This is a genomic window from Fluviibacterium sp. S390, assembly GCF_049800695.1.
Lineage (GTDB): Bacteria > Pseudomonadota > Alphaproteobacteria > Rhodobacterales > Rhodobacteraceae > Meridianimarinicoccus.
Genome location: NZ_JBNAFN010000005.1, coordinates 12372 through 33607, shown reverse-complemented (window position 1 = coordinate 33607; position 21236 = coordinate 12372). Strand labels below are relative to the sequence as shown.

Annotated in this window: 21 protein-coding genes; 12 read left to right on the top strand and 9 right to left on the bottom strand. The window is 63.8% G+C overall.

The annotated features are described in order from the left end of the window. Positions 1–31: 31 nt before the first annotated feature. Complete coding sequence (locus ACP15K_RS05455) at positions 32–364, bottom strand: GYD domain-containing protein (protein ID WP_193142505.1); 333 nt, start codon at positions 362–364, stop codon at positions 32–34. 139 nt (positions 365–503) lie between these two features. On the opposite strand from ACP15K_RS05455, the gene ACP15K_RS05450 reads away from it, so the two are divergent. From ACP15K_RS05450 to ACP15K_RS05405, 10 genes are all read left to right on the top strand, one after another. After that, the gene (locus ACP15K_RS05450) at positions 504–758 is read left to right on the top strand and encodes a hypothetical protein (RefSeq protein WP_193142506.1); all 255 of its coding nucleotides are present in this window, start codon (positions 504–506) and stop codon (positions 756–758) included. 122 nt (positions 759–880) lie between these two features. Further along, positions 881–1321: a TerB family tellurite resistance protein gene (locus ACP15K_RS05445; RefSeq protein WP_193142507.1), complete on the top strand. Its 441-nt coding sequence runs from the start codon at positions 881–883 to the stop codon at positions 1319–1321. 116 nt (positions 1322–1437) lie between these two features. Further along, on the top strand, positions 1438–2211 hold the full coding sequence (locus ACP15K_RS05440; protein ID WP_424990018.1) for an ABC transporter ATP-binding protein: 774 nt from the start codon (positions 1438–1440) through the stop codon (positions 2209–2211). 34 nt (positions 2212–2245) lie between these two features. Then, positions 2246–2962 carry a transporter substrate-binding domain-containing protein gene (locus tag ACP15K_RS05435; RefSeq protein ID WP_193142509.1) on the top strand — a complete coding sequence of 239 codons (717 nt, stop codon included), beginning with the start codon at positions 2246–2248 and terminating at the stop codon, positions 2960–2962. Positions 2963–3132: 170 nt separating this feature from the next. Then, positions 3133–4014 (top strand): ABC transporter permease, encoded by an 882-nt coding sequence (locus ACP15K_RS05430; RefSeq protein ID WP_424990016.1) that lies wholly within the window; start codon positions 3133–3135, stop codon positions 4012–4014. Next, positions 4011–4850 (top strand): ABC transporter permease, encoded by an 840-nt coding sequence (locus ACP15K_RS05425; RefSeq protein WP_193142511.1) that lies wholly within the window; start codon positions 4011–4013, stop codon positions 4848–4850. The genes ACP15K_RS05430 and ACP15K_RS05425 overlap by 4 nt, the downstream gene beginning before the upstream one ends. 4 nt (positions 4851–4854) lie before the next feature. After that, a complete protein-coding gene (locus ACP15K_RS05420; RefSeq protein ID WP_193142512.1) occupies positions 4855–6168 on the top strand; it encodes a glutamine synthetase family protein in 1314 nt (437 codons plus the stop codon). Between the two features lie 123 nt (positions 6169–6291). Continuing rightward, positions 6292–7662: a glutamine synthetase family protein gene (locus ACP15K_RS05415; protein WP_193142513.1), complete on the top strand. Its 1371-nt coding sequence runs from the start codon at positions 6292–6294 to the stop codon at positions 7660–7662. Continuing rightward, positions 7659–8963 (top strand): NAD(P)/FAD-dependent oxidoreductase, encoded by a 1305-nt coding sequence (locus ACP15K_RS05410; protein ID WP_424990015.1) that lies wholly within the window; start codon positions 7659–7661, stop codon positions 8961–8963. The genes ACP15K_RS05415 and ACP15K_RS05410 overlap by 4 nt, the downstream gene beginning before the upstream one ends. Positions 8964–9080: 117 nt before the next feature. Continuing rightward, complete coding sequence (locus ACP15K_RS05405; protein WP_424990014.1) at positions 9081–10274, top strand: DegT/DnrJ/EryC1/StrS family aminotransferase; 1194 nt, start codon at positions 9081–9083, stop codon at positions 10272–10274. Here ACP15K_RS05405 and ACP15K_RS05400 read toward each other — a convergent pair. The 4 genes from ACP15K_RS05400 to ACP15K_RS05385 all read right to left on the bottom strand — a co-directional run bounded on the left by ACP15K_RS05400 (position 10271) and on the right by ACP15K_RS05385 (position 14452). Next, positions 10271–11257 carry a LysR family transcriptional regulator gene (locus ACP15K_RS05400; RefSeq protein ID WP_193142516.1) on the bottom strand — a complete coding sequence of 329 codons (987 nt, stop codon included), beginning with the start codon at positions 11255–11257 and terminating at the stop codon, positions 10271–10273. The genes ACP15K_RS05405 and ACP15K_RS05400 overlap by 4 nt on opposite strands. A gap of 49 nt (positions 11258–11306) precedes the next feature. Further along, positions 11307–11918: a polyhydroxyalkanoate synthesis repressor PhaR gene (phaR, locus tag ACP15K_RS05395; RefSeq protein ID WP_424990013.1), complete on the bottom strand. Its 612-nt coding sequence runs from the start codon at positions 11916–11918 to the stop codon at positions 11307–11309. Between the two features lie 147 nt (positions 11919–12065). Beyond that, on the bottom strand, positions 12066–12521 hold the full coding sequence (locus tag ACP15K_RS05390) for a phasin, PhaP (RefSeq protein WP_193142518.1): 456 nt from the start codon (positions 12519–12521) through the stop codon (positions 12066–12068). Positions 12522–12652: 131 nt separating this feature from the next. Next, on the bottom strand, positions 12653–14452 hold the full coding sequence (locus tag ACP15K_RS05385; protein WP_193142519.1) for a PHA/PHB synthase family protein: 1800 nt from the start codon (positions 14450–14452) through the stop codon (positions 12653–12655). 105 nt (positions 14453–14557) lie between these two features. On the opposite strand from ACP15K_RS05385, the gene phaZ reads away from it, so the two are divergent. Continuing rightward, entirely contained in the window at positions 14558–15832 is a 1275-nt protein-coding gene (gene phaZ / locus ACP15K_RS05380; protein WP_424990012.1) for a polyhydroxyalkanoate depolymerase, read from the top strand. A 61-nt stretch (positions 15833–15893) separates the two neighbouring features. Here the strand turns inward: phaZ and ACP15K_RS05375 are convergent, their stop codons facing one another. From ACP15K_RS05375 to ACP15K_RS05360, 4 genes are all read right to left on the bottom strand, one after another. After that, positions 15894–16346 (bottom strand): GNAT family N-acetyltransferase, encoded by a 453-nt coding sequence (locus ACP15K_RS05375; protein WP_424990011.1) that lies wholly within the window; start codon positions 16344–16346, stop codon positions 15894–15896. Next, positions 16328–17320 (bottom strand): alpha/beta hydrolase, encoded by a 993-nt coding sequence (locus ACP15K_RS05370; RefSeq protein WP_424990010.1) that lies wholly within the window; start codon positions 17318–17320, stop codon positions 16328–16330. Before ACP15K_RS05370 ends, ACP15K_RS05375 begins: the two co-directional genes overlap by 19 nt. Next, positions 17317–18078, bottom strand: a complete 762-nt coding sequence (locus ACP15K_RS05365; protein WP_424990009.1) for an alpha/beta fold hydrolase — start codon at positions 18076–18078, stop codon at positions 17317–17319. The genes ACP15K_RS05370 and ACP15K_RS05365 overlap by 4 nt, the downstream gene beginning before the upstream one ends. Positions 18079–18145: 67 nt before the next feature. After that, positions 18146–18901 carry an SDR family NAD(P)-dependent oxidoreductase gene (locus ACP15K_RS05360; protein WP_193142523.1) on the bottom strand — a complete coding sequence of 252 codons (756 nt, stop codon included), beginning with the start codon at positions 18899–18901 and terminating at the stop codon, positions 18146–18148. A gap of 236 nt (positions 18902–19137) precedes the next feature. On the opposite strand from ACP15K_RS05360, the gene thrS reads away from it, so the two are divergent. Continuing rightward, a complete protein-coding gene (gene thrS / locus ACP15K_RS05355; RefSeq protein ID WP_193142524.1) occupies positions 19138–21084 on the top strand; it encodes a threonine--tRNA ligase in 1947 nt (648 codons plus the stop codon). Positions 21085–21236: the final 152 nt, after the last annotated feature.

Here is a 21236-nt window from a genome sequence, read left to right as displayed (position 1 = left end):
AAACTGTTTCATACCGTCCCCAAGACCCCCCTCAATCCCCCGGCTTGCGATAGCTCGCCGCCGCCGCTCCGGCGGCCTTCGCGATCTCGGCGAATTCCGCCGGGGTCCAGGCGCGCACGGTCTGCATGCCGGTCCCGGCCCCCGACGCGCCGGCCACCATCGCCGCGGCCACCGCCGCGTTGGGATCGTCCGACTCGACGATCATCAGGATGTCGCGCTCGCCGGCCGTAAAATACAGATCCTTCAGCGTGGCACCGGTGGCGGTGAACAGCGCGCCCAGCGCCGCGCGGCGATCCTCGGGCTTGTCGATCATCCCCTGAATGCTCTGCTGCGTCAGATTGGCGGTCATGATGAATGTTGGCATCGGTCGTTTCTCCCCTTGATTGACCTTGCGTCATTTTAGCACAGTTTCGCCCCGCAGCAGAGAGCCCACTGGGGTGATTCCCGCATGGACCGGTCCGAATTTCCCGCTAGGGTAACCAAAACACTCAGGAGACCTTGCCATGACCCCCACCCGTTTCGCCCTGTTTGCCGCCCTGCCGCTGTTGGCCGCCTGTGTCGTGCCGGCCCCCTTCGTTTCGGCCTATAACGGCGACAGCGTGACCGTGACCCTGCCGGCGGGCGGCGCCGTGGGGTCGGCCTATACGATGGCGACGCAAACCTGTCAGCGCGGCGGCAAGGGCACCTCGCAACTGGCGTCGTCCAAGGCGCTGCCCGGCTACGGCGGCACCGAATTCCTGTTCCTCTGCCTCGACTGAGGCCGCCGCCCGGATCCGGCGGGCAGCCATACGTTCGCCATACCTGTTCCAGACGCTTTCCAGACGCGGGTTTTGCCATTTCAGGGCTTGGCCCGCGCCGCTCACCGGCCTAGCCTGCGGCCATGTTTGGAACGCTTCTGAAAGGCCTGATGGCCCCCGATCCCAAGCCGCTGCCCGATGCCGACGCAAGGCTGGCGCTGGCGGCGCTTCTGGTGCGCGTGGCACGCTCGGACGGCGATTATGCCGATGCCGAGATCGACCGCATCGACCGTATCCTTGCCACCCGCTATGGCCTGTCGCCCTTCGAGGCCACGGATCTGCGCGCAAAGGGCGAGGCGCTGGAGGCCCAGGCCCCCGACACCGTGCGTTTCACCCAGGCGATCAAGGAGGCCGTGCCCTACGAGGACCGAACCGCAGTGCTGGAAGCCCTCTGGGCCGTGGTGCTGGCCGATGGCGCCCGCGACGGCGAAGAGGACAGCGTGTTGCGCATGGTCGCCAGCTTCCTGGGCGTCAACGATCGCGACAGCAACCTTGCGCGCCAGCGCGTACAATCGAAGCTCTGACGCGGCGTCATACTGTTCACACGCGGGTTTTTCCGCCGTACCAGCCCGGCAAGCCTTGTATTCCTGCCCTTTTTACACCGTAATCCCCGGATGAATCGCGCAAGGGGTGGGCAAGCGTGGCGACAGAACCGGTCATCGAAATCCGAGAGCTTCACAAGGCCTATGGTCAGTTGGAGGTTCTCAAGGGCGTGTCGATCAATGCCCACAAGGGCGATGTGGTCTCGCTGATCGGCTCGTCCGGGTCCGGGAAATCCACCATCCTGCGCTGCCTTAACCTGCTGGAAGACAGCCAGCGCGGCGAGATCCTGTTCGATGGCGAACCCATCACCTGGAAGGGCGAGGGCCACAATCGCCGCCCCGCCGATGCCAAGCAGGTGCTGCGGGTGCGCACCAACCTGTCGATGGTGTTTCAGCAATTCAACCTTTGGGCGCATCTGACGGTTCTAGAAAACGTCATGGAAGCCCCCGTCACGGTGCTGCGCCAGGACAAGGCCGAGGTCGAGGCGCGCGCGCGCGGGTTGCTCGACAAGGTCGGCATCGGCGACAAATGCGATGTCTACCCGGCGCAGATGTCCGGCGGCCAGCAACAGCGCGCCGCCATCGCCCGCGCGCTCTGCATGGAGCCGCAGGCGCTTCTGTTCGACGAGCCGACCTCGGCGCTCGACCCCGAGCTTGAACAGGAAGTCATCAAGGTTATCAAGGATCTGGCCGCCGAAGGCCGCACCATGCTGATCGTGACCCACGACATGCGCATGGCCCGCGACATTTCCAGCCACGTGGTGTTCCTGCACCATGGGCTGATCGAGGAACAGGGGCCGCCCGAGACGTTGTTCGATGCACCGCGCTCGGACCGGCTGCGCCAGTTCCTGTCCCATTCTCAACCGGCGTAGACCGGATCCAACCAAACCAACACGGGAGTTTTCTATGAAAAAACTGCTACTTGGCACCGCCGCCCTGGCGCTGACCGCAACTGTTGCCACAGCGGATGTGGTGCGCATGGGCACCGAAGGCGCCTACCCTCCGTACAACTTCATCAATGATGCGGGCAACGTCGACGGCTTCGACGTTGACGTCGGCAACGAAGCCTGCGCCCGCGCCAACCTGACCTGTGAATGGGTCACCAACGAATGGGACAGCATCATCCCCAACCTCGTGTCGGGCAACTACGACACCATCGTCGCGGGCATGTCGATCACCGCCGAACGCGACGAGGTCATCGATTTCACCCAGAACTATGCGCCGCCGGATCCCTCGGCCTATGTTGCCATGTCCGAGGACGTGGACCTGAACGCTGGCGTGATCGCGGCCCAGACCGGCACGATCCAGGCCAGCCATGTGGCCGAAAGCGGGGCGACGCTGGTGGAATTTTCCACGCCAGACGAAACCATCGCCGCGGTGAAGAACGGCGAAGTGGACGCGGTGATTGCCGACAAGGGGTTTCTTGAGCCCTTCGTGGCCGAAGATGCCGACCTGATGTTCGTCAGCGAAGACGTGATCCTGGGCGGCGGCCTGGGCATCGGCCTGCGTGAAAGCGACGGCGATTTGAAAGCCACGCTGGACGCCGCGATCCAGTCCATGAAGGACGACGGCACGCTGAACGAGCTGATCCAGAAATGGCTGCCCGCCAGCGCCTTGTTCTGATCCGGTCACGCGACCAGACGTGAGATTGCCAGGCGGCCCGGTTGATCCCTCGACCGGGCCGCTCCATGACAGGGCACGGCTGCAAATGGCGTTGGTTGCCGGGTGACAAGCCCCAAGACCGCCGCCATACTGCACCGACTGTCCCACGACGATGATCGGTTCCGCTCTCAGTGTTCGACTTCTGCACAGACCCCGACGCGATTGAAGGAATGACCTGGCTTGCCTGTTACCTGACCACGGGCAAGCACATGGCGTTCTACACCTCCTTCGGGACGGTGCTGCTGTTGCTTGCGATCACGGCCCCCATCGCGCTGCTGTTCGGCTTTTTCGGTGCTGTTGCAGCCCGGTCGCAGATTGCGCCGCTGCGTTGGCTGGGCAAGGGCTATACCGCCATGGTGCGCGGCGTGCCGGACATCGCGTTTTTCCTGTTCGTACCGATCGCCATGGATCAGGGGTTCGAATGGCTGCGGCACAAGACCAAATGCCCCGACTGGGAATTCCCGGTGCGCCAGGGCAGCGACTTCGTGGTCTGCGATATCGCCAAGCTGCCGCAATCAAGCTCGGCGCAATGGGTGCATGAGGCTTATGGCTTCACGCTGGCGGTGCTGGCCTTCGCGGTGGTGTTCGGCGCCTTCGCGGCCAACGTGTTGTATGGCGCCATGAACGCGGTGCCGCGCGGACAGGTGGAAACCGCCGAGGCCTATGGCATGTCCCGGCAACAGACTTTCTGGCGCATCGTGGTGCCGCAGATGTGGGTCTATGCCCTGCCCGGCCTGTCGAACCTCTGGCAGATCCTGATCAAGGCGACACCGCTGCTGTTCCTGCTGGGGGTCGAGGATATCGTCTATTGGGCGCGGGAACTGGGCGGTTCGAAAACCTCGACCTACGCCTATCCGCATCCCGACTGGCGGCTGTATTACTTCACGGCGCTGCTGGTCTTCTACCTGACCCTGACCTCGCTGTCGGAACGGTTCTTCTCGGGCATGACGACCCGTCTGTCCCGTGGGCAGGCCACCATGGGCGGCGACGCCCAGCGAAAGGCCGAGGCATGAGCTGCTGGGACACCATTCAGGACTATGGCCTGCGGTCCATTGGCATTGGCGAGCGCCTGTTGCCGAAATCCGATTTCACCCTGTGCCAGCAGTTCACGCTGATCGGCTCGGGCATGCTGTGGAATATCTATTTCGGGCTGCTGGCGCTGTTGCTGGGGTTTTTCCTGGCCACTGCCGTGGCTCTTGGCAAGGCTGCGCCCAACCCGCTGATCCGCAAGCCGTCAGAATGGTTCATCTTCCTGTTCCGTGGCTCGCCCCTGTTCATCCAGTTCTTCCTGGCCTACCAGGCCTTCGTGATGCTGCCGCGCAACGGGATCGAGATCAATCTGGGCATTGTCGAACTGACCGCCCAGACCCGCTGGTTGACCAAGGCCTGGGCCGGGGCGCTGATCGTGCTGTTCCTGAACACGTCGGCCTATGCCGGGGAAATCTTCTATGGCGCCCTGCGCTCGGTCCCGAAGGGAGAGCTTGAGGCCGCCGACGCTTACGGCCTGTCGGGCTGGGCCAAGTTCCGGCGCATCACCTGGCCCACCATGCTGCGGCTGGCCTGGCCATCCTACACCAACGAGGCGATCTTCCTGTTCCATGCCACGGCGCTGGTGTTCTTTTCGGGCTTTCCGGCCTGGCAACAGATGGGCGACGCGCTGTATTACGCGAATTACTTCGCCGACAAGACCTTCAACCCCTTCGTGCCCTACCCCATCTTCGCGGGCTATTTCATCGTGCTGACCCTCTGCGTTATCGCGCTGTTCGGCTATATCAACCGGCGCCTGAACCGGCACCTTCCGGCCACGCAACGGCGCCGCCTGCGCATCCGCCCGCAAGTCATCCGGTAACGCCATGGAGATCGAGACCAAAAGCCTGCGCACCGCCTGTGCCGATCTCAACGGCCAGATGCGCGGCAAGCGTCTGCCGGGCTCTCAGGCGGCGATGCTGGAATACGGTGGCCAGCGGATGCCGCTGTCGGCACTGTCGCTGGACATCTGGGGCCGCGATGTCGAAGACAGCCCGCTGGTCTTTGCCTCGGGCGATGCCGACGGGCAGTTGCGCTGCACCGAGCGCGGCCCGGTGCTGATGCCCTGGCTGGACCAGCCCGCCACCCTGATCCCCATGTGGATGTATACCGAAGACGGCAATCCGTTTCAGGCCGATCCGCGCCACGCGCTGGCCCGCGTGCTGAAGCGCTTCGACCGCAAGGGCTGGAAGGTGGTGGCGGGCACCGAGATCGAATTCACCCTGGTGGACGACCGCACCGGCAAGCTGGCCCCGGTGCATGCGCCCGGCGTCGGACGGCCCCTGTTCGCGGGCGAGATCACCGGCGTGGCCGAGATGGACCGCTTCGCCGCCTTCTTCGATGACCTGTACGACGGCGCCGAGGCCATGGGGCTACGCCCGCTGGCGGCGTCTTCCGAGGGCGGGATCGGGCAGTTCGAGGTCAGCCTGCAGCACGGACCCGCCATGCGCATGGCCGATGACACCTGGCTGTTCAAGACTTTGGTGCGCGGCATGGCACGCAAGCACGGCATGGCCGCAACCTTCCTGGCCAAGCCCTTCGACGGCGACGCGGGCAACGGGCTGCATGTGCATTTCTCGATCACCGACAGCAAGGGCCGCAACCTGTTCGACAACGGCGTGATGACCGGCACCGCACTGCTGCATCACGCGGTGGCCGGGCTGATCGCGGGCATGCCGGGCGCCACGCTGATCTTCGCGCCCCACGCCCACAGCTATGACCGGTTCGCGCCCTACAGCCATGCCCCCACCGGCGCCAGCTGGGGCTACGAGAACCGCACCACCGCCATCCGCATTCCCGGCGGCGCCAACGCCCATCGCCGGATCGAGCATCGCATGGCCGGCAGCGACACCAATCCCTATCTGGTGATGGCCGCCATCCTGGGCGCGGCCTTCATGGGGCTGGAAGACGAGTTGACCCCGCCCGAGCCGATCATGGGCAATGCCTATGGCCAGCGCGTGTTGATGATCCCCACCGACTGGGACGAGGCCATCGCCCGCTGGGAATCCTCGCCCAAGATGGCCCGGATCTTTCCCGGCCTGCTGATCGACATGCTGCAACGGCTGAAACGTCAGGAACAGCGGCTGTGCGAGGGCCTGTCGCCCGAACGGCTGGCGCTGGAAACCTTCGAGGCCGTCTGAACACTGGACGCTTGCACCGCTCGGGGCTAGCGTCGCTGCACGCGCAAAAGATCGTGCTGACCGTGCCACGTTGCCCCGAAGCCGCAGGTCCGGCCAGGCCGACCGCAACACAGATGGAAGACCATGACCAAAGCTCCGCCCGCCTGGCTCTCCGAGGCCCCCGAAGCCGCCCGCAGCTTTCTGGAGGGCCATCGGCTGGACGAGGTCGAATGCATCATCTCGGACCTGCCCGGCATCGCGCGCGGCAAGGCCGTGCCAGCCGGGAAATTCGCCCGCCAGAAGCATTTCTACCTGCCCGAGTCGATCTTCTTCCAGACCATCGCCGGCGGTTGGGGCGAAGCTGCGGGGCCTTCGGGCTTCACCGAACCCGACATGGTGCTGGTGCCGGATTACTCTACCACCAGCGCCGCGCCCTGGACCGGCGACTGGACCCTTCAGGTCATCCATGATGCGGTGAATGCGAAGGGCGATCCGATCCCCTTCGCCCCGCGCAACGTGCTGAAACGGGTGGTGCAGGCCTATCGCGACCGCGGGCTGGAACCGGTGGTGGCGCCGGAAATGGAATTCTACCTTGTCGCCCGCAACCTTGACCCCGCCCGTGCCATCGAACCGATGCTGGGCCGCAGCGGCCGCCCGGCGGCGGCGCGGCAGGCCTATTCCATGTCGGCGGTCGATGAATACGGGCCGGTGATCGACGACATCTATGATTTCGCCGAAGCGCAGGGCTTCGAGATCGACGGCATCACCCAGGAAGGCGGCGCCGGTCAGGTCGAGATCAACCTGCGTCACGGCGATCCGGTGAAACTGGCCGACGAAGTGTTCTACTTCAAGCGGCTGATCCGAGAGGCCGCCCTGCGCCACGATTGTTTCGCCACCTTCATGGCCAAACCGATCGAGCAGGAGCCGGGATCGGCCATGCACATCCACCATTCGGTGCTGGACAGGGCCACCGGCCAGAACATCTTTTCACAGGCCGATGGCAGCGAGGCCCCGGCTTTTCGCCATTTCATCGGCGGATTGCAGTCCCATCTGCCCGAAGCGGTGGCGATCTTTGCGCCCTATGTGAACTCCTACCGCCGCTACGTGCGCGACCACGCGGCACCGATCAACCTGGAATGGGGACGCGACAACCGCACCACCGGCATCCGGGTGCCGATCTCGGACGCGGCCTCGCGCCGTGTGGAGAACCGGTTGGCGGGCATGGATTGCAACCCCTATCTGGGCATCGCCGTGTCGCTGGCCTGCGGGTTGCTGGGGCTGGAGCACAAGGTCGAGCCGCGCGCCATGTTCAACGGCGACGCCTACAGCGGCGAGGCGGACATGCCCTGGGGGCTGTTCTCGGCGCTGGAACTGTTCGCCGATGCCCGTGGCCTGCGCGACCTGTTGGGCGAGGATTTCGCACGGGTCTATGAGATCGTGAAAGACGCCGAATACAATGAGTTCCTGCAAGTCATCTCTCCGTGGGAACGTGAACACCTGCTGATGAACGTATGAACCTGCTGCATGAAAATGACCGGCCCGGCGTCTATCCCGACAGTTGGTACGCGGCGACCTCGGGCCCGATTGGCCCCTTCCCGGCGCTGAAGGATGAGGTGCGCACCGATATCTGCGTGATCGGCGGCGGCTACACCGGGCTGTCGGCGGCGCTGCATCTGGCGCGGCGGGGGTTTGACGTGCGGCTGCTGGAAGCACAACGCATCGGCTTTGGTGCCTCGGGGCGCAACGGCGGCCAGGTCGGCTCGGGCCAGCGGGTGGAACAGCCGGACCTTGAAAAGCTGATGGGCGACGCGGACGCGCGCCTGCTGTGGGACATGGGCGAAGACGCCAAGGCCCTGGTGCGCAGCCTGATCGACGACCTCAAGATCGACTGCAACTGGCGCGACGGGGTGGCCCATGTCTGCCACAACCGGGCCGGCTGGCAGCACGCCTGCACCGAGGCCGAGCATCTGCGCCGCACCTATGGCCACGACAAGCTGGAGATCCTCGGCCCGCGCGAGGTCGAGGCCGAAACCGGCTCGCAACTGTTTCGCGGCGGGGTGATCGACTGGAGCGCCGGACACCTGCACCCGCTGCGCTTTGCCATCGGTCTGGGCCGCGCCGCGCAGCATCTTGGGGTCAAGCTGCACGAGCAAAGCGAGGTAACGGAACTGGACCCCGGCGAGCAGGTCGTGGTGCGCACGTCCCAGGGCAGCGTCCGGGCCCGGCAGGTGATCCTGGCCTGCAACGGCTACCTTGGCAAACTGTCGCCCCAGGTGGCGCGGCGGGTGATGCCGATCAACAATTTCATCGTGGCCACCGAACCCCTGGGCGAGATCGCCCCCGAGATCCTGCCGCGCGACATAGCAGTGGCCGACAGCCACTTCGTGGTCAACTACTGGCGGCGTGGCGGCGACGGACGGCTGCTGTTCGGCGGCGGCGAAAGCTATGGCTACCGGTTCCCGCGTGACATTGCGGCGCTGGTGCGCAAGCCGATGCTGGAGATCTATCCGCAACTGGCCGATGCCCGCATCACCTATGCCTGGGGCGGCACGCTGGCGATCACCCGCTCGCGCCTGCCGCATTTCCATCGGCCCGAGCGCAACGTGCTGTCAGCCTCGGGCTATTCCGGGCACGGCGTGGCGCTGGCAACGCTGGCCGGGCAGATCCTGGCCGAAACCGTCGCCGGCACGGAAGAGCGTTTTGACCTGATGGCGCGCCTGCCCACACCCGCCTTTCCCGGCGGCCCGGCAATGCGCAGCCCGTTGCTGGCGCTGGCCATGACATGGTTTTCCCTGCGCGACCGCCTAGGCATCTGACCCCGCCCGGCTTTTCGTCATGTCACACCGCCCCGGTTTTTCGGGAAACAAGGGCATGCAATTTGCGCCAGCCATGTTATACGGATTTTCGAAAGATGATTTTCAGGAAATCCGAACATGCCGCAAGCCTCTGCCCCGAACGTCTATGATGCCGAACCGATCCCCGAAGCCGCCCGCGCCGAGGTGGCCCGCCTGCTGAGCAGCGGCGATCTGTTCCGCTACACGTCCGAGGCGTCTCCGGTGGCGCTGCTGGAAGCGGAATTCGCTGAAATGATGGGCAGCCGTTACGCACTGGCCGTGGCCTCCTGCTCGGCTGCGCTGTTCCTGACGCTCAAGGCGCTGGATCTGCCGCGCGGTGCCAAGGTTCTGGTCCCGGCCTTCACCTTTGCCGCCGTCCCCTCGGCCGTGGTGCATGCGGATTGCACGCCGGTGCTGGTCGAGGTCGGGCGCGATTATCGGGTCGACATGGCCGATTTCGAAGCCAAGTTGACCGATGACGTGCAGGCCATCCTGATCTCGCACATGCGTGGCCATACATCGGATATGGATGCGATCCTGCGCCTGGCCGAAGCGCGCGGCCTGCCCGTGATCGAGGATGCGGCGCATTCGCTGGGCACCGAATGGCATGGCCGCAAGATCGGCACGCTGGGCCGGGTCGGCTGCTTCTCGTTCCAGTCCTACAAGCTGCTGAACGCGGGCGAAGGGGGCATCCTGATCACCGATGACGATGACATCGCCGCCCGCGCCGTCATCATGTCCGGCGCTTACGAGCACAATTGGAAGAAGCACGCAGCCATCTCGGGGCGAGTCGCGCACTGGCAGAACAAGCTGCCGTTGTACAACACCCGGCTCAACAACCTGTCGGCGGCGCTGATCCGGGCCCAGCTTGCCGAACTGCCACGCCGGGTGCGCGATGGCCGTGCCAATCATGACCATGTGGCCGCGCAACTGAACACCTCGCCCTGGCTGGAAGTTCCCGACGCGCTGCCGCCCGAGGTTCGGGCGCCGGATTCTCTGCAATTCAACCTTCAGGGCTTTACCGATGAAGAGGCCCGCGATTTTCAGGCCGCCGCCGCCGCGCGGGGTGTCTCGATCCAGATCTTCGGCCTGTCCACCGACAATGCCCGCGCCTTCTGGAACTGGCAGTTCCTGGATGACCGGCCCGAATTGCCCCAAACCCGCGAAATGCTGATGCGCGCCTGCGACACGCGCCTGCCCGCACGGCTGACCCGGCCCGAACTGGATTTCATTGCCGGGGCAATTCTGATGGCGGTGGCCGACGCCAAGGACACCCGCGCCTACGGCACCTAGGGCGCCGTCGCGCCCGGGCCGCTGTCCAGCACCTTCAACTGTCCTGCCAGCCACGGCATCTGCCGGATGGAGGGCGCGACGATCATATCCTGAAGGATGGCCCGCAACCGCGCGGCGGTCTGCGCCGGCACCCGGCCCATGACCTCGCGCCGGGCATGCAGCGAGATCCTGCGCGACAGCGGCTCCATCGGCAGCGGACAGATCCGCACGTCTTCAAAGAACCGATGCGCCCGCAGAAATCCCAGCGGTGTGAGGATGGTCCATCCCGCCCCCTGCGCCACCATCGCCAGAATGGCGTGATAGCTGTCCATCTCGAACCGATGCAGAAGCGAAACGTTCTGGCGCGACAGATGCGCGGCGATCTGGCGGCCCATGTGATGCCGCTGGGTGTATTGGACGAAGGGCAGATCCCGCAGATCGGCCAGTGTAACAGGCTCGGCCCCGCCCTTGGGCAGTGCGGCGACGAAGGGTTCCATCAGCAGCGGATGCACTTCCATCCAGTCCGCCGCAACCGAGGTATCCGCCGCCACGATCACATCCAGCGCGCGTTCTTCCAACTGCGTGACCAAACGGTGACTGGCGCCGGTCTCCAGCAGGAAGCGGCAGGCGCGCAGATCCTCGGCCATCTCGGTCAGAAGGCGCGGCGTCACATCGGCATCGAAATCCTCGATCATGCCCAGACGGAATCGCGCCAGATTGGCCATGTCGCGACTGGCCAGTTCGGCACGGGCCAGATCCGCCTCGTCCAGGATGTTGCGCGCGCGGCGCAGGAAGATGTGGCCTTCGGGGGTCAGCGTCAGGGGCCGCGCGCTGCGGTCCACCAGCCGGGTCGAAAGCCCGGCCTCAAGGTTGCTAAGCTGCTGGCTGACCGCCGAGGGGCTGGCCTCCAGCCGACGCGCTGCCGAGGAGATCGATCGCTCTTCGGAGATGGCGGCAAAGACTTCCACCATCCACAAGGAAATGCGACCGGGGCTGTCGGCCATCAGGCCCGCGTCCCGGCGGGATCACAACCCGGTCGCGACGTGCGGGCCATCATTTGCCCAGCTTCGTCATCTTCTCTTTGAGTTCCGCCAGCTGGGACTTGATGTCTTCCAGTTCCTGACGCTCGTCGTTGCTGAGGTCTTCCGGGACCGGGGTTGCCTCTTCGACGGGGCTTTGGCCTTCGGCGGCTTCGGGCGTTGGCATGGTGCCGCCCGGCCCGCCCTTCCAACCCGGCATCATCGACGCCAGAAAGGCTTTCTGCTGCCGCTGCATGGCCTCGATCCCCGACATCGGGTTTATCGGGGTGGGCATATGGGTGAAGTTCTCCATCATCTTCGACTGGCTGTCGCGCAGCATCTCGAAGGACATGGCCAGAAACTGCGGCACAACGCTGTTGGCCTGGGTCGTGTAGCTGCGCACAAGATCGGTCAACACCGCGATCGGCAGGACGCTTTCGCCCTTGCTTTCGTGCTCTGCCACGATCTGCAGAAGATACTGGCGGGTCAGGTCGTCGCCGCTTTTCAGATCGACAATCTGAACCTCGCGTCCTTCGCGGATGAAGCGGGCAATATCGTCCAGGGTTACGTAATCACTTGTTTCCGTGTTGTAGAGACGCCGACTTGCATAGCGCTTGATCAACAACGGCTTGTCACTGTCTGCCACGGTCATCCTCCGACTGGGTTTGCTGCAATGCAGAGTATGACGGGTTCTTCACAAAAGAAAAGAGCGGGCTTGACGCCCGCTCTTCAGAAAACCCCAAAAACACAGAGTTTTCTACAATACGACACCTGTCCTTGCGACAGACGTTGCTTACTTGGCGACGGTGGTCGCTTTCTTGGCAGCTGCGGTCACGTCCGCAGTGGCTTTCTTGACGGCGGCAGTCGCGTCTTCCGAGATGTCCTTGCCAGCGGCCAGCATCAGTTCGACGGTTTCCATCTGAACTTTCTTGGCGACTTCAGCGAAGGCAGCCAGGGCTTCCGAGGTCATTTCGGCCTGGGCCGAAGCGAAATCGGTCACGGCCTTGCCGTAGTCGGCGGGCTCGTCCTTGACGGCGGTGACAGCGGCCAGCTTGGCCAGGGTCTCTTTGGTCCACTTCGAGGAGATCTCGGTCGACTTCTCGGCGGCTTCCAGAGCCACTTTCGACATCTTCTCGCTCAGGGTCGCCTGGGTCTTGAAGGCGTCCTGGATGGCTTTGGTGTCAACAGGGAACGAACCCATCATTTCCTGCATCATCTTGGTCACGTCGTTTGCTTTGGTAGCAGCCATGGTATCTCTCCTGAGTTGTCGGTGTCCGCTGCGCGGTGCACCGTGCTGTTCCTGAGACACAATATGGCTGCTGCAACGCAGCATTTCAAGCATTTTTTCTGCGTTGCAGCATTATTTTTTTGTCAGCAAATTCAACCAGTTGAACGCTGAACCACATAGGTTCCGGGTGCCGGACCCAAAACCGGATGATCCGAATCGCCGGGTTCGCGGGCCTCAACCATGCGTCCGGATTTCTTCTTCAGCCATTCTTCCCAACGCGGCCACCACGAGCCTTCGTTGAAATCGGCCCCCGACAGCCATTCATCCGCCGGAAGCTTCATGTCCGGGTTGGTGTAGTGGCCGTATTTCTTCTTCGAGGGCGGGTTGATGATCCCGGCGATATGGCCGGATTCCGACACGATGAAAGTCTTCGACCGGCTGCCGAACTTCTGGAACCCGTTGTAGCAGGCCTTCCACGCCGCGATGTGATCGGTTTCACAGGCGATGGCGCAGAAAGTGGTCTTCACGTCAGAAGATTTCAGCACCTCGCCGCAGACCTTGAAGCCCTCTTCGGCGAATTCGTTGTTCTGACACAGCCCGCGCAGGTATTCGACCGCCATGCGCGCCGGCAGGTTGGTGCTGTCGCCGTTCCAGTGCAGCAGATCGAAGGCCGGCGGCGCCTCGCCCATCATGTAGCGGCGGGTGGCGGGCGCGTAGATCAGATCGTTGGCCCGCAGGAACGAGAACGTCCGCGACATGAAGAAACTGTTCAAGATGCCGGTTTCCGCCACTTCGCGTTCGACACCGTCGATAAAGCTGTTGTCCAGGAACACCCCCACTTCGCCGGGATCCGAAAAATCGGTCATGGTGGTAAAGAAGGTTGCCGACTTGACCGACTTGTCACCGCGCTTGGCCATCAGCGCCAAAGTCAGGCTGAGCGTCGTCCCGGCGATGCAGTAGCCCACCGCGTTGACTTCTTTCTGGCGGGTGAGTTTCTTGACTTCGTCGATGGCGGTCAGGAAACCGCTTTCGATATAGTCGTCCATGCCGACATCGCCATAGCTTCCGTCGGGGTTCTTCCAGCTGACCACGAACAGCGTGTAGCCCTGATCGACAATCCATTTGATCAGGCTGTTCTTCTCCTTCAGGTCCATGATGTAGAACTTGTTGATCCACGGCGGGAAGATGATCAGCGGGGTCGCGTGGACGGTCTCGGTGGTGGGCTTGTACTGGATCAGTTCGAACAGGCGGTTGCGGAACACGACCGAACCTTCGGTGGTGGCCAGGTTCTCGCCCACCTTGAAGGCCTTGGGATCGGACAGGGTGACCAGAAGCTCGCCGTCGTTGGCCTCGATATCCGCCACGAGGTTCTCAAGCCCGGTGACCAGCGACTCACCCTGCGTTTCCACGGCGCGTTCCAGCGCGTCCGGGTTGGTGCCCAGGAAGTTGGTCGGCGACAGCATGTCGACGATCTGCTGGGTGAAGAATTCGACCTTCTTCTTCTCGTCCTCGTCCAGCCCGTCGATGTCCTTGATGGCGTTCTCGATGGCCTCGGAGGTCAGCTGGTAGTTGTTCTTGATGTAGCTGAAGAACGGATGGGTATTCCACAGCGGGTTCGAGAAGCGTTTGTCGGTCGGCTGCCCCCCTTCCGGTTCGGGCGCGACAAGACGCCCGGATGCCAGTGCTTTCTGGACCTCGAAATAATGTTTCAGCATTGATCCCCAATAGCCGACCTGATGTTCCATCAGCTTGGCCGGGTTCTGAAAGGCCTCCTGCACGTAAGCTGTTGCCGCCTTGGCAAACAATTCCTTCTTGGGTCCGTGCAGGCCCGGGTCGACAGCGCGCTTGTGCGCCATTGCAGTGACCAGACGCTGGGACAGCTCTTCCATCTTGCTCAGATTCTCGTTCAGCCGATCCAGTTCTGCGCCTGCAGCATTTTCGTCAGTTGTCATGTCCCGATTTCCCCCGTAGGTTCATGCCCGATATATGTACCGCCGCTAAGGTGGGGGGCCAAAGCGACGAATTGTTACGGGGGGGAACCCCGACAGGAGTTACAGATGCGTTATATGGCAACTTATGACCTGATGGAGACGGTTCGAAACACCAACCAATGGCTTGGTGCAACGGCCCGCGCTTTCGGCTCCTATCCGGCAACCGGCCTGTTTCCGACACCTGCATTCAAGGTAATGGCGGCCTGGGGCGAGGTCATGGAGCGCAGTTTTTCACGCATGATCGCCAAGCCGGACTGGAACATCAGCTCGGTGGTGGGCGAGGACGGGCGCGACCATGTGGTCACGACTCATGCGGTGGTCGAACGTCCCTTCGGTGACCTCATCAAGTTTGAAGTTCAGGGCCGTGGCCCGAAGCGCCGCCGGGTGCTTCTGGTGGCACCGATGTCGGGTCACTATGCCACGCTTCTGCGGTCAACCGTGATCTCGCTGCTGCCCGACTGCGACGTCTATCTGACCGACTGGCACAATGCGCGCGACATTCCGGTGTCGGAAGGCAAGTTTGATATTGAGGATTACACCCTCTATCTGGCCGAATTCATGGAGCATCTGGGCGCCGATCTGCATGTCATCGCGGTCTGCCAGCCAGCCCCGCTGACGCTGGCCGCCACCGCCTATCTGGCCGAGAAGAACCCCGACGCCCAGCCCCAGACCCTGACCCTGATCGGCGGCCCGATCGACCCCGATGCCGCAGCCACCGACGTCACCGATTTCGGCGCCCGCATCACCATGGGCCAGTTGGAAGAAGTCGCCATCCAGCGCGTCGGCTTCAACTATATCGGTGCGGGGCGACTGGTGTATCCGGGCCTGCTGCAATTGTCGTCCTTCATGTCGATGAACGCCGACCGCCATGGCGAGGCCTTCTTCAACCAGATCCTGCGCGTCGCCAAGGGCGAGGCCTCGGATCACGATCACCACAACCGCTTCTACGACGAGTATCTGGCGGTGATGGACATGCCGGCCGAGTTCTACCTGTCCACCGTGGAGCGGGTGTTCAAGAATCTCGAAATCGCGCGCAATGAATTTTCCGTCGCCGGTCACAAAATTGACATCGGCAAGATCACCACGGTCGCCGTGAAGGTGGTCGAAGGCGAAAAGGACGACATCTCGGCGCCCGGCCAGTGCCTTGCTGCACTGCGGCTTTGCACCGGCCTGCCAGAGTCGAAAAAGGCCGCACACCTGGAACCGGGTGCTGGCCATTACGGTATTTTCGCGGGCAAAAGCTGGCGCAGCAACATCCGCCCGCTGGTTTTGGACTTCATCGACTCCAACGGCATCGAGACCGCAACGCAGTCGCCCAAACCGCAACTCAAGACGGTCTGAGCCACAAGCCGCGACATTGCAAAAGCCCGCTCACCCGAGCGGGCTTTTTCATGGCCGGGCGTTACCCCAGATCCTTTTCAAAGAAGACCTTGGTGACGGTACCGTCTGCGAAGCCCTCCTGCCGGTAGACCTCGCGATACCCGGCGCGGCGATAGAAAGCCGGCGCCTGAAAGCTGAAAGTGTTCACAAGGGCCCGGCGCCCGCCCTCGGCCCCCGCCCGGCATTCCAGATCCGCCAGAAGGCGTGATCCGATGCCTTGCCCGCGTGCTTCGGGATCCACCCACAGCAGGTCAATCTCCAGACATTGCCCCCAAAGCACCGCCGCAACACCGCCCAGAACCCGGCCGGTGCTGTTGCGGGCTTCCAGCACGACTGACCGTTCATCGCCGATATCCGAGACGCGCAGATTGTCCGCGATCAGGTGACGCCGCAGCCGTTCCTCGGCCAGGGTCGAATCGGGCGCGGCGGCAATGACAATCGCCGCGCCATCCGGGTTTACAGGCCGCGCGCCCATGCCACGATTCGCTCGGCGATCGGTGCGGTCTTGTTGGGGCTCAGGATATCACCGGCCAGGACATGCCCGCTGGGATCATCCCCCTCGACGCGCACGACCGGCACCAGCTCGCTTGGCGCGCCCCAGTCCGCCGACGCACGGCGGGCCAGCTTGGGATCGATCACCTGATCCTCGTTCGACACAAAGAAGATCGCCGGAACCGTCATCGCCCCAAGGTCCATGTTGCGCACCTTGTGGCTCAGGGCCCCCAGACGCGCGACCGCCTCGAACGGGTATGAAGTCGTCCAGTTTTCCGCGTGACCAGCATTGCGCGGCTCGAAACTGTAGGTATCGCCAATCACCAGCCTGCCCCACGAGTTGATCAGCGGCCATTCGATGGCCCGCCCCTTCAGCCCGGCAGCCCCGAAATTCGGCGACATCAGAACCAGACCGGCCATCTGCGCGTTCAGGGCCGGATCGGCGGCGGCCGCCACCGCCAGCGTCGCACCGGTGGAATTGCTCATGACGATCACCCGTTCGCCCAGACGCGCGCCGATGGCCAGCGCTTCGGCAACATCGGTCATCCAGTCGTTGACTTCCGGCTCCCCCATGGCCGCTGAATCGCGACCGTGACCCGGCAGGCGCGTCAGGTAAAGGTTTGCCCCAAGCGACGCGGCGACCATATCGGGCAGCGGCCGCAATTCGGCCTTGGTGGCGGAAAACCCGTGGATATAGACCACCGAAAGGGGCGTCTGCCCCCCCGGTTCCCCGGCCCAGACAATCTCCTTGGCGGCATTGTCGCGCAGGTTTGCCACCTGCGCCTCCTGCTCGGCCAGCCAGACATCCAGATCGGCGCCCAGCTGCGCGGGATCGAACTCGGTTGCCAGATCCGCCGGTTCGGTCGGCCCGATCCAGTCCAGCAGCGCCAGCGTCCCCCAGGCCAGAATGGCCAGCCCGACCGCCCATTTCACCAGTGTCAGGATCATTCCCATCATCGCGCGTCTCCTGTTGCTGCCAGCACCTGCTCCACCGAGCTCTCGATCAGGGCCAGGCATTCCGGCGTGGAAAACCGATGATCCGCGCCCTTCACCAGCGTCAGCCGCAGATCCGGCCCGGTGGCATGTGCCAGAAGGCGCAGGGCCACATCCGTTTCGACCGCTTCATCTTCGGTGCCTTGCAGGAAGCGCACCGGGAACTCAAGTGCCAGCGGCTTGTCCAGCACCGTCTGGTCGTGGCCATCCTCGATCATCCGGCGGGTGATGCGGTAGGGCGCGTCATAGTCCGATGGGATCTCATAGATGCCCTCCTCCATGACCCGCTTTTGCCCGTCCGCGCCCAGTTCCGCCCACATCGAGGTGGTCATGAAATCGGGTGCCGCGGCAATGGTCACCATCCCGGCCACCCGCGCCGGCATCGCCCGCGCGCAAAGCAGCGCAATCCAGCCCCCCATGGACGACCCGACCAGCACCTGCGGCCCTTCGGTCAACGCCTCCAGTACCGCCATCGCATCCTCGGTCCAATCGCCGACACAGCCGTCGATGAAGTCCTCGGACGACTGCCCGTGCCCGGAATAGTCGAAGCGCACGAAGGCGCGGCCCTGCGCCCGCGCCCAATCTTCCAGATGCAGCGCCTTGGTGCCTTCCATGTCCGACACGAAACCGCCCAGAAACACCAGGCCCGGCCCGGTCCCGGCACTGCGATGATAGGCGATGCGCCGTCCCTGCGGCGTGTCCAGATAGTTCGGCTCGGTCATGTCGGCTCCTTGCAATGTCGCGCAAACCTCGCCGCAGCGGCCGCCGCGAACAAGGGTTTTCTGCGGCTCATTCCTGGCGCAACGCGGGCAGGCCGATGCCCGTGGCCTCGAAGCCGCCATCGACAGACAACGTCTGCCCGGTCACGAAACTGGCCTTGTCCGAACTCAGAAAGACGATGGCACGGGCGATCTCTTCCTCACTGCCATAGCGATTCAGCGGCAAGGCGTCGTGATAGGCCGCGATGATTTCGGGGCTGTGCACCGCCATGGCCAGCTTTGTCCGCACCGGCCCCGGCGCCACGCAATTGGCCCGGATGCCATGTTCCCCCAACTCAACCGCCTGCTGCTGGGTCAGATGGATCACCCCGGCCTTCGAGGTGCCATAGGCCACCCGCAGGGTCGAGGCCCGCAGCCCCGAGATCGACGCGATGTTCACGATGGTCCCGCGCGTCTTCTTCAGCGCCGGGATCGCCGCCTGCGAACACAGGAACACCCCGTACAGGTTGGTCTCCATCACCCGCCGCCAGCGCGCGAAGTCGGTCTCCTCGATGGGCCCGAAATCGGCGACCCCGGCATTGTTGACCAGATGATCGATCCGCCCGAAAGCCGCCTCGGTCTCGGCCATGATGGCTGTTGCATCCTCGGGGCGCGACACGTCGCGCTCCAGCGCCAGTACCCCGTCCAGCCCGGCCACGGCGTCGCGCAGGGCGGGCGCATCGCGGTCCACCATGGCCACGCGCACCCCTTCCTCCAGGAACAGCCGCGTGGTGGCCAGGCCAATGCCCCGCGCCGCCCCCGTCACAATCGCCACCCGTTCGCTCATGCCATGCCTCCGCCGGTTTTCCTGAACCCTAGGCAATCGCCGGGGTGGCGGCAATCGCCCGCACCCTGCGCCGCGCCAGCCATTTCTTCTTGGCAAAAATACTCACGGCACACCATCGGCCCCCGCGCACCCGCCGAGCCGTCTTGACACCCCGCCGCCAAGCGCCCAGAAGACCCGCGAAACCATACCCGCAACCGGGCGTTCCGTGGGCGCCAAACCGACGAGGAGGCCAGATCATGGCAGACATCTCCCTCACCTTTCCCGATGGCAACAGCCGCTCCTACCCCGCAGGCGTGACCCCTGCCGATGTGGCCGCCGGCATTTCCAACTCGCTGGCCAAGAAGGCCATCTCGGCCACCGTCGCAGGCCAGCACTGGGATCTGCAATGGCCGATCGAGGCCGATGCCGAGATTGCCATTCACACCCTGAAGGACGACGCCCCGGCGCTGGAACTGATCCGCCACGACTGCGCCCACATCATGGCCCGCGCCGTGCAGGAGCTGTGGCCGGACGTGCAGGTCACCATTGGCCCGGTGATCGACAACGGCTGGTACTACGACTTTGACCGCGCCGAGCCCTTCACTCCCGAAGACCTGGGCGCCATCGAAAAGAAGATGCGCGAGATCATCGCCGCCCGCGATCCGGTCCGGACCGAGATCTGGGAACGCGACCGCGCCGTCCAGCACTACAAGGACAGGGGCGAGCCCTATAAGGTCGAACTGATCGACGCCATTCCGGGCGACGAGCCGCTGCGCATGTATTGGCACGGCGACTGGCAGGATCTGTGCCGCGGCCCGCATCTGCAACATACCGGACAGGTGCCCGCCGATGCCTTCAAGCTGATGAAGGTGGCTGGCGCCTATTGGCGCGGCGACAGCAACCGTCCACAGTTGCAGCGCATCTATGGCGTCGCCTTCCAGAACAAGGACGGGCTGAAGAAATACCTCAACTTCCTTGAAGAAGCCGAAAAGCGCGACCACCGCCGCCTTGGCAAGGAGATGGAGCTTTTCCACTTCCAGGAAGAAGCGCCCGGCATGGTGTTCTGGCATCCCAACGGCTGGACCATCTACCGCGAGCTTGAAGACTATATGCGCCGCCAGCTGACGCGCGACGGCTACAAGGAAATCAAGACCCCGCAGGTGGTGGACCGCAAGCTTTGGGAAAAGTCCGGCCATTGGGACAAGTACCGCGAGAACATGTTCACCACCGAGATCGATGAGGAACATGCCAACGAAAAGCGCACCAATGCGCTGAAGCCGATGAACTGCCCCTGCCATGTGCAGGTGTTCAACCAGGGCCTGAAGTCCTATCGCGACCTGCCGATGCGGCTGGCCGAGTTCGGCTCGTGCCACCGCTACGAGGCGCATGGCGCGCTGCACGGGCTGATGCGGGTGCGCGGCTTCACCCAGGATGACGCGCATATCTTCTGCACCGAGGATCAGATCGAAAGCGAATGCGCCAAGTTCATCGACCTGCTCAGCCGCGTCTATACCGACACCGGCTTTGGCAAATTCGACATCAAGCTGTCGACGCGACCGGAACAGCGTGTCGGCTCGGACGAGATCTGGGACAAGGCCGAGGCCGCGCTTGAAAAGGCGATCCTCAGCGTGCGCAACGATTTCGAACTCGACCCCGGCGAAGGCGCGTTCTACGGGCCGAAGCTGGACTTCAAGCTGACCGACGCCATCGGGCGCGAGTGGCAGTGCGGCACCTTCCAGGCCGATTTCAACCTGCCCGAGCGCCTGAACGCCAATTACATCGGCGCCGATGGCGACAAGCATCGCCCGGTCATGCTGCACCGTGCGGTTCTGGGCTCGTTCGAACGGTTCCTCGGCATCCTGATCGAAAACTACGCCGGCAAACTGCCGTTCTGGCTGGCCCCGCGTCAGGTGGTGGTGGCCTCGATCATCTCGGACGCCGATGCCTATTGTCAGGAAGTCGTCAACGCGCTGACCGCCGCCGGGGTGCGTGCCGAGGCCGATCTGCGCAACGAGAAGATCAACTACAAGGTGCGCGAGCATTCGCTGGGCAAGGTGCCGGTGATTCTGGCCATCGGCATGAAAGAGGTCGAGAACCGCTCGGTCTCGGTCCGCCGGCTGGGCGAAAAGACCACCAGCGTCGTGCCGCTGGACGAGATTGTCGGGCAATTGACCCAAGAGGCCACGCCGCCCGATCTGGTCTGATCCACCTCCCGATCCCAAATGCAACGGCCCGCGGTTTTCCGCGGGCCGAAGTGTTTCAGGCCTGGATTTTTCCGCGCGGGCCGGTACCGCCATCGACCGCGAAACCTGTAACATTTCGTGCATCGCGGCCCCAAGCGATGCCGGAAATTGCA